At 65.0% G+C, this 8,224-nt stretch carries 6 protein-coding genes; 5 read left to right on the forward strand and 1 reads right to left on the reverse strand.

Going from position 1 to position 8,224, the window contains the following annotated elements:
- The first annotated feature begins 88 nt into the window (after positions 1–88).
- The 3 genes from ntrB to cynS are packed head-to-tail and all read left to right on the forward strand — an operon-like array spanning position 89 to position 2,378.
- Positions 89–928: a nitrate ABC transporter permease gene (ntrB, locus tag IP86_RS27540; RefSeq protein ID WP_054165643.1), complete on the forward strand. Its 840-nt coding sequence runs from the start codon at positions 89–91 to the stop codon at positions 926–928.
- 5 nt (positions 929–933) lie between these two features.
- Positions 934–1,848, forward strand: coding sequence for an ABC transporter ATP-binding protein (locus tag IP86_RS27545; protein WP_054165647.1), 915 nt, complete (start codon positions 934–936; stop codon positions 1,846–1,848).
- A gap of 41 nt (positions 1,849–1,889) precedes the next feature.
- Positions 1,890–2,378, forward strand: coding sequence for a cyanase (cynS, locus tag IP86_RS27550; protein WP_054165644.1), 489 nt, complete (start codon positions 1,890–1,892; stop codon positions 2,376–2,378).
- A gap of 405 nt (positions 2,379–2,783) precedes the next feature.
- Here cynS and IP86_RS27555 read toward each other — a convergent pair whose 3' ends face one another.
- Positions 2,784–5,027, reverse strand: coding sequence for a TonB-dependent siderophore receptor (locus IP86_RS27555; protein ID WP_245290755.1), 2,244 nt, complete (start codon positions 5,025–5,027; stop codon positions 2,784–2,786).
- A 436-nt stretch (positions 5,028–5,463) separates the two neighbouring features.
- On the opposite strand from IP86_RS27555, the gene IP86_RS27560 reads away from it, so the two are divergent.
- Together IP86_RS27560 and IP86_RS27565 are read left to right on the forward strand one after the other, a co-directional pair.
- A complete protein-coding gene (locus IP86_RS27560) occupies positions 5,464–6,669 on the forward strand; it encodes an ABC transporter substrate-binding protein (RefSeq protein WP_054165645.1) in 1,206 nt (401 codons plus the stop codon).
- Between the two features lie 96 nt (positions 6,670–6,765).
- Positions 6,766–7,959, forward strand: coding sequence for a CaiB/BaiF CoA transferase family protein (locus IP86_RS27565; RefSeq protein WP_054165646.1), 1,194 nt, complete (start codon positions 6,766–6,768; stop codon positions 7,957–7,959).
- The last annotated feature ends 265 nt before the right edge of the window (positions 7,960–8,224 follow it).

The following is an 8,224-nucleotide window of genomic DNA, read 5'->3' on the forward strand; positions in this document are numbered from 1 at the left end:
CCTCTCATCGTGCCCGGCCTGTGTGGCAGCGCCCCCTCACCCCGACCCTCTCCCCGCAAGCGGGGAGAGGGAGATGGAGAGTCCGCCCATGACCAAATCTCTCACGCTGCGCGCCGCACTGGTGTCGATCCTGCTGTTCTGCTGCTTCATCGGCGCCTGGCATCTGGCGACGCGCAGCACCGGCACGACCGCGGCGATGAGCCCCGAATACGCCAAGCTCATGGGACTCACCGCCACGCAGGGCAAATCGGCGATGCCGGGGCCGCTCGACGTCGGCGCCAAACTGTGGGAGCACCTCAAGCGGCCGTTCTACGACAACGGTCCGAATGACAAGGGCCTCGGCATTCAGCTCGGCTATTCGATCGCGCGGGTGATGGCTGGTTACTTGCTCGCTGTGGTGGTGGCGATCCCGCTCGGCTTCCTGATTGGCATGTCGCCCCTGATGAGCAAGGCGCTGGATCCGTTCATCCAGGTGCTGAAGCCGATCTCGCCACTCGCCTGGATGCCGTTGGCGCTCTACACCATCAAGGACTCCGGGCTGTCGGCGATCTTCGTGATCTTCATCTGTTCGATCTGGCCGATGCTGCTCAACACCGTGTTCGGCGTCGCCTCGGTGCGCAAGGAGTGGGTCAACGTCGCCCGCACGCTCGAAGTCGGCACCGTGCGCCGCGCCTTCACGGTGATCCTGCCCGCCGCCGCGCCGACCATTCTCACCGGCATGCGCATCTCGATCGGCATCGCATGGTTAGTGATCGTCGCAGCGGAGATGCTCGTAGGGGGTACGGGTATAGGGTACTTCGTCTGGAACGAATGGAACAATTTATCGATAGTGAATGTGATTATCGCTATCTTGTCGATCGGGGTGGTGGGGATGATCCTTGATCAGATCCTTGCGCAGTTCACTCGGCTTGTGACGTTTCCGGAGTGAGCGCGATGATCGACAAATTCATTTCGATCGAGGGCATCGCCAAGCGCTATCCGGCGGCGGGGGGCGGGCAGACGACGATCTTCGAGGATCTGTGGCTGTCGCTGCCGCGCGGTGAGTTCGGCTGCGTCATCGGGCACTCCGGTTGCGGCAAGACGACCGTGCTCAACATCCTGGCCGGGCTCGATCAGCCGACCGAGGGTGCGGTGATCGTCGACGGACAGGCGATCGAGGGCACCAGCCTCGACCGTGCGGTGATCTTCCAGAGCCACGCGCTGCTGCCGTGGCGCACCGTGATGGGCAACGTCGCTTACGCGGTGAGTTCGAAGTGGCGCAAATGGGACAAGGCCAAGGTCCGCGCCCACGCGCAGCAGTTCATCGATCTGGTCGGCCTCACCGGCTCCGAGCACAAGCGTCCGTCTGAACTGTCGGGCGGCATGAAGCAGCGCGTCGGCATCGCCCGCGCCCTGAGTATCACGCCGAAAATCATGCTGATGGACGAGCCGTTCTCGGCACTGGACGCGCTCACTCGCGGTTCGCTGCAGGACGAAGTCAGGCGCATCTGCCTGGAGACCGGGCAGACCACCTTCATGATCACCCATGACGTCGACGAGGCGATGTACCTCGCCGATAAGATCTATCTCATGACCAACGGCCCCGGCGCCGTGGTGGCGGAGATCGTCGAGAACCCGCTGCCCAAGGATCGCGCCCGCATCGATCTGCACCGCCATCCTTATTACTATGCGCTGCGCAACCACATCATCGATTTCCTGGTGACGCGCAGCAAGAGTTTTGCGGCCGAGAACCCACAGCACGATCACCGCAACGTTCCGCTGGTGCGGCCCGGCCTCGCTGAGCCGGCGTTGGTGCCGCAGCCGAGCGGCGTCGCCGTCCCCGGCGCCGCACAGCTCCGCGCCCGCTGATCACCCTCTTCGAACATCGCTATCTGCCAAGGAGACCCACCATGAAGCGTGCGCACCTCACTGAAAAGCTGCTCGACATCAAGCGCGAGAACGGCTGGAGTTGGAAATACATCTGCGAGAAGATCGGCGGCCATTCCGAAGTGCTGGTGGTCGGCGCGATCCTCGGCAACATGAAACTCACCAAGCCGCAGGCCGCGGCCGCCGGCGAGTTGTTCGGCCTGTCGAAAGTCGAGATCGCGATGCTCAACGAGGTGCCGATGCGCGGCGAAAACGTCACCATGCCGCCGACCGATCCGCTGATCTATCGCTTCTACGAGCTGGTGATGATCAATGGCCCGGCCTGGAAGGCGCTGATCGAGGAGGAATTCGGCGACGGCATCATGTCGGCGATCGACTTCGACATGGTGATGGACCGCCTGCCCAACCCCAAGGGCGACCGCGTCAAGATCACGATGTCGGGCAAGTTCCTGCCGTTCAAATACTACGGCGCGACCGGCAACAACCAGGAATACGGCTTCAAGGAGGAGTGAGGCGGGCGTTCTCCACCTGACGCCGTCCCATCGATAGGCTCTGCCGCGCCCGGGCTTGTCCCGCCGCGCGGCAGAAGCCGTTTAGGCGCGGCGAAGGCTCACGCGGCCACGTCTTGACGGCCTCGATGCGAGGCGAGACCTAGATGGCCGGGACAAGCCTGACGCTGGCCAAATCGTCGTGAGCGACCGAATCCCGAGCAGTACGCCGCTTGATAGATGACCGCCGTCGTCCCGAGCTGTCGGAAGTCCTTGCAGAATGGATCGCGAACACCTTTGCCGCATCCTTCGCGGCGCGCGACGCGTGCACCTCAACGATGACGCTCCCCGCGCCGGCAAAGACCACATCGTTTCATCGCGCGATGGGGCGCTCGTCGAGACGCGGCTCGGCGGCCTCGGGTCAGCCGCTCAGTTCCAGGCGTATTTCAGCGTCCCGAGCACCGTCCTGGCCGCGCCGAGGCCGCAATAGGCCAGACCGGTCACGCACGACGACACGTAGTAGTGGTTGCCCAGGTTGGTGGCGTTGATCTGCGCGCTCCAGCCCTTCAGGTCCGGCCGCAGATACTGGAAGTCGTAGCTGATGGCGGCGTCGAACAGCGTGTAGCTCGGGATCAGGATGGTGTTGGCGGCGTCGCCGTAGCTGGTTCCGACATAGCGGACCCCGGCGCCGAGCCCCAGGCCGGCGACCGGACCGCTATAGAAGGTGTATTTCGCCCACAGGGACGCCTGATCCAGCGCAGTGTTGAGCAGATAGTTGCCGACCGTGCCGTCGTTGGCGGCGGTGACGCGCGGATCGTATTTGTTGTAGCCGCCGACGATCTCCAGCTCGCGCGTGATGTTGCCGCGCGCCTCGAATTCGAAGCCGCGCACCCTGACCTGTCCGGTCTGCACGCTGAACACGATGTTGGCCGGGTCGGCGGTCAGCACGTTCTTCTGGGTGATGTCGAACACCGCCGCGGTCAGCATCAAATTGGAGCCGAACGGCTTGAACTTGACACCGATCTCGCCGCCTTCGCCGGTGGTCGGCTTGAAGGTGTTGCCGAAACGGTCGGTGCCGGAGCTCGGCACGAAGGACGAGGAGTAGTTGACGTAAGGCGACAGGCCGAAGTCGAACAGATAGTTCAGCCCGACGCGGCCGGTGGTCGCCTTGTCGTTCTGCAGATAGGTGCCGGCGGCCGGAAACAGCCCGGTCGAGACCGTCTCCGCCTGCGCCCAGTCCTGACGTCCGGTCAGGGTCAGCGTCCAGCCGTCGTATTTGACCTGATCCTGCAGATAGAGACCGGCCTGGCTGGATGTGGTGTTGGTGGCGATGAACGGCGACAGCGACGCCGCCGACGGCACGAACGCGCCATACACCGGTGCGAAGGCGTCGATCGACGAGATCATGGTGAAGCGATAATCCGACTTTGCGGTCTGGCGCTGATAGTCGAAGCCCGCCAGCACCTTGTGAGCCAGCGGCCCGGTGGCGAAATCGGCCTGGATCTGGTTGTCCAATGCCACGTTCTGCGCGCTGGAATTCACGTAGTTGTAGGACCGCAGCACCGTGCGGTTGTCGGCCAGCAGTCCTTCGGAGCGGACGCCGCCGAGATCCTGCGACACGTCGAAATAGCGCAGGTTGGAGCGGAACTGCAGGTTGTTGTCGAAGCGGTGTTCGAACGCGTAGCCGACCGAGAACTGCTCGAGCGTGTAGCCGTCGCGGCCCGGCTCGCCGAGATAGCGGCTGTACGGCACCCGACCGAACGGATTGGACAGCAGCGAGACGCCGCCCGGGACGTATTGCTGCCAGCCGTCCACCTTGACGTTGGAATAGTGCGAGAGCAGCGTGAACGAGGTGTCGGCGGTCGGCCGCCAGGTCAGGCTCGGCGCGATATAGGCCTTGTTCTCATGGACGAAGTCCTGCTGGCCGTCGGAGCTGCGGCCGAGCCCGACGATGCGATAGAGAAACTCGCCGTTCTTGTCGATCGGCCCCGAACTGTCGAACGCGCCCTGGAACCGCTCGAACGATCCGAAGCTGCCGATCACTTCGTGCTGGGAATAAGCGGTCGGCCGTTTGCTCACCATGTTGAGCAGGCCGCCCGGATCGGTCTGGCCGTAGAGTCCGGACGATGGGCCGCGCAGCACCTCCAGCCGCTCCAGCCCGTAGGTCTCGATCCGCGGAAACGCGAATTGCGTTCCCGGATCGACCGGCAGCCGAAGCCCGTCGAGATAGCGTGGCACGTCGAAGCCGCGCAGCTTGAAGGAGTCGAAGAAGGTGGTGGCGCCATAGGTGTCGAGCGTGACGCCCGGCGTGTAGCGCAGCGATTCGACCACGTTCTGTGCGCCCTGCGCCTGGATCTGATCCTGCGTCACCACCGAGATCGATTGCGGCGTCTGCAGGATCGGAGTGTCGGTCTTGGTGCCGGTGGCGCTCTGATTGGCCAGATAGCCGACCACCGGCCCATTGGCGCGCTCGACGCCGCGGCCGGCATTGGCGCTGACGGCAGGCTGTGCCGGCTGCGGGCGTGGCGCCGCCGCGGCACGGCGCGTCGATGTGGGCGCGCGCGCCACCCGCCGCGGCGCTGTCGACGGCCGCGTCGCCTGCGGCTTTGGCGCATCGACGGTGACGGCGGGCAGGTCGCGGCCGGACTGCGCGCGCGCGAGATCGATCGGCACACTGCATCCCAGGGCGGTCGAACAAATCAGGAGTCTGAATGCTGCGCCCTCGACGCGGAACGAAAGTGTCGATGTCATGCGGTGCCCCCGGCTGGATCGGAGGTCACTACCACATCGATTTCGCGCGAATGGCGGATGCAACTCTGGAATGCATCCAGATCGAGTTGGCCCTGGCGCTTAGTTGCAGAATGGTCACAGCCGATCCCGCTGCAACCATCAGGCGTGGTCAGGAACAGGCCGGCGAGCCTGCGAAAATCGCATACACATCCGCGCCTGAGGCTACGTCTCAACGTGCTTGCACATTGTATGCTGGTTCCAATGCGTGAGCCGACCAGCTCACCCGCAACCGGGCCTGCGGCGCTTCGAGCCGCCGACGTTGCGAGGACACAAACCGCGAGCGTCGCGCAGACGATGCAAAGCGGAGGAGGAGACCTGTATGAGGGACTTTCGGCGAATGCTCGTCGGCGCAGCCGTGCTGTTCGCGGCCGGCGGCGGCGCGGCGCAAGCGGGCGGCAGCTACGATCCCGGCGCCAGCGACAGCGCCATCAAGCTCGGCCAGACCATGCCGTATTCCGGGCCGGCCTCGGCCTATTCGGTGATCGGCCGCGCCGAGGCGGCGTACTTCAAGATGCTGAACGAGAAGGGCGGCATCAACGGGCGCAGGATCGAGCTGCTCAGCATGGACGACGCCTATTCGCCCTCCAAGACGGTCGAGCAGGTCCGCCGGCTGGTCGAGAGCGACGAAGTGCTGGCACTGTTCTCCAATCTCGGCACCGGCCCGAACATCGCGGTGCAGAAATATCTCAACGTCAAGAAAGTGCCGCAGCTGTTTCCGTACAGCGGCGCCAGCCGCTGGAACGACGCAGCGCATTTTCCGTGGAGCACCGGTTCGCAGCCGACCTACAAGACCGAAGGCAAGATCTACGCGAAGTGGATTCTCGCCAACAAGCCGAACGCCAAGATCGCGGTCATCACCCCGGCCGAAGAGGCCGGCCGCGATTATCTCGCGGGCTTCAAGGAAGGGCTCGGCGAGCACGTCGACCAGATCGTGTCGGAGGCGGTGTACGAGTCGACCGATCCGACCGTCGACTCGCAGATCGTCAAGTTCAAGGCCGCCGGCGCCGACGTGCTGTTCAACGAATGCACGCCGAAATTCGCCGCGCAGGTGATCAAGAAGGCCGCCGAGCTCGGCTGGAAACCGCAGATCATCCTGCCGGCGGTGTCGAACTCTGTCGGCTCGGTGCTGAAGCCTGCGGGGCTGGAGAATGCGGTCGGCATCGTCACCGGCGCCTACTTAAAGGACCCGGGCGATCCGCGTTGGGCCAACGATCCCGGCATGCAGCAATGGCGTGACTGGATGCAAACCTACAATCCCGGCGCCGATCCGGCCGATATCTTCAATGTCTCGGGTTACACCTTTGCGCAGATGATGGAGCTGTTGCTGAAGCGCGCCGGCGACGATCTCACCCGGGCGAATCTGATGAAGCAGGCGGAGTCGCTGCACGATGTCGAGATGCCGATGCTGCTGCCCGGCATCAAGCTGCAGATGTCTCCAGATCAGCGCATCCCGATCCGGCAGTTGCAGATGGCGCGATTCAACGGCACATCATGGGAGTTGTTCGGTGACGTGCTGAGCGAATAGCCGGCACGAGGCCGACCGCGGCGCCCGCCGCGTCCTAACTGCGATCGTGCCGCCATCCGGCACGATCGTCTCCATTCCCTCTTAGCGCGAACCATCATGACCGAACCGACCGGGCCGCTCGCCGGCATCCGCATTCTCGATCTCACCAGCGTGCTGTTCGGCCCCTATGCGGCGCAGATCCTCGGCGACTGGGGCGCCGACGTCATCAAGATCGAGACGCTGGACGGCGACATGTGGCGCTATGCCGGCGCGTTCCGCAATCGCGGCATGAGCGGGCAGTTCATGGCGGTGAACCGCAACAAACGCAGCCTCGCGCTCGATCTCAAACATCCGGACGGCAAGGCGGCGCTGCAGCGGCTCATCCCGACAGCCGACGTGCTGGTCACCAATGTGCGGCCCGCCGCGATGGCGCGGCTCGGCTTTGGCTACGAGGAGTGTCGCGCGCTCAATCCGCGGCTGATCTACGCGGCCGCCACCGGCTTCGGCCAGGAAGGGCCGTGGGCGAAGCGGCCGGCGTTCGACGAGATCATCCAGGCGGCGTCGGGGCTGGCATCGTCGATCGGCTCGGACGAGGCGCCGCAATTCGTGCCGAGCCTGGTCGGCGACAAGATCTGCGGCCAGGCGCTGGCCGGTGCGGTGTCGGCGGCGCTGTTCAGCCGCGAGCGCTCTGGCCGTGGTCAACTCGTCGAAGTGCCGATGCTGGAAACCATCGCGGGCTTCAACAGCATCGAGATGCTGGGCGGCTACGCGTTCGAACCGCCGATCGGCCCATCGGGCTACAAGCGGATGAAGGAGCGCAAGCCGGTGCGGACGAAGGACGGCTGGATCACCATGCTGCCCTACTCGGGCGACAATTGGTGCGCGTTCTTCGCCGCGGTCGGCCGGCCCGAACTGATCGACGAGCTGCAGGTCCGCGACCCGGTAGCGCGCGCCGAGAACATCGACCGCATCTACGCGGCGATGAACGAGATCGCGGTGAACCGCACCACCGCGGAATGGCAGGAGCTGCTGCTCCGCCTCGACGTGCCGCACACCGCCTTCGCGCGGATCAGCGAAATCACCGAACAGGAACACCTCAAGGCAGTCGATTACTTCACCGCAATCGATCACCCGACCGAAGGCAAAATCCGCCAGGCCCGCCCCGCCACCAAATTCTCCGAAGCCCCGCCCACCATGCACCGCGTGCCGCCAAGGCTCGGCGAACACTCCCGCGAAGTGCTGGCCGAGGCAGGCTACAGCAATGCAGAGATCGATGCGCTTGTGGCAGCGCGCGCGGCCGGCGAAGGGTAAGGCGGCGCCGGCTCACACAGCGCGCTCCCTCTCCCGCTTGCGGGAGAGGGTTGGGGTGAGGGCGACGCGATCACAGTGCCCGTGTGAAGGCGACACCGCGGACTCAGTGCCTGGGCCCCCCACCCCCGAGCCCTCCCCGCAAGGGGGAGGGGAGATCGGGCGCAGTGCTCAAGGGTTAGTTAGCGCCGTCCCTGCTGCCCGCCTCGTCTGCCCCGAGCCGCAGCGCGCTCCCTCTCCCGCTTGCGGGAGAGGGTTGGGGTGAGGG

Source organism: Rhodopseudomonas sp. AAP120, from assembly GCF_001295845.1.
In the GTDB taxonomy this organism is placed as follows: Bacteria; Pseudomonadota; Alphaproteobacteria; order Rhizobiales; family Xanthobacteraceae; genus Rhodopseudomonas.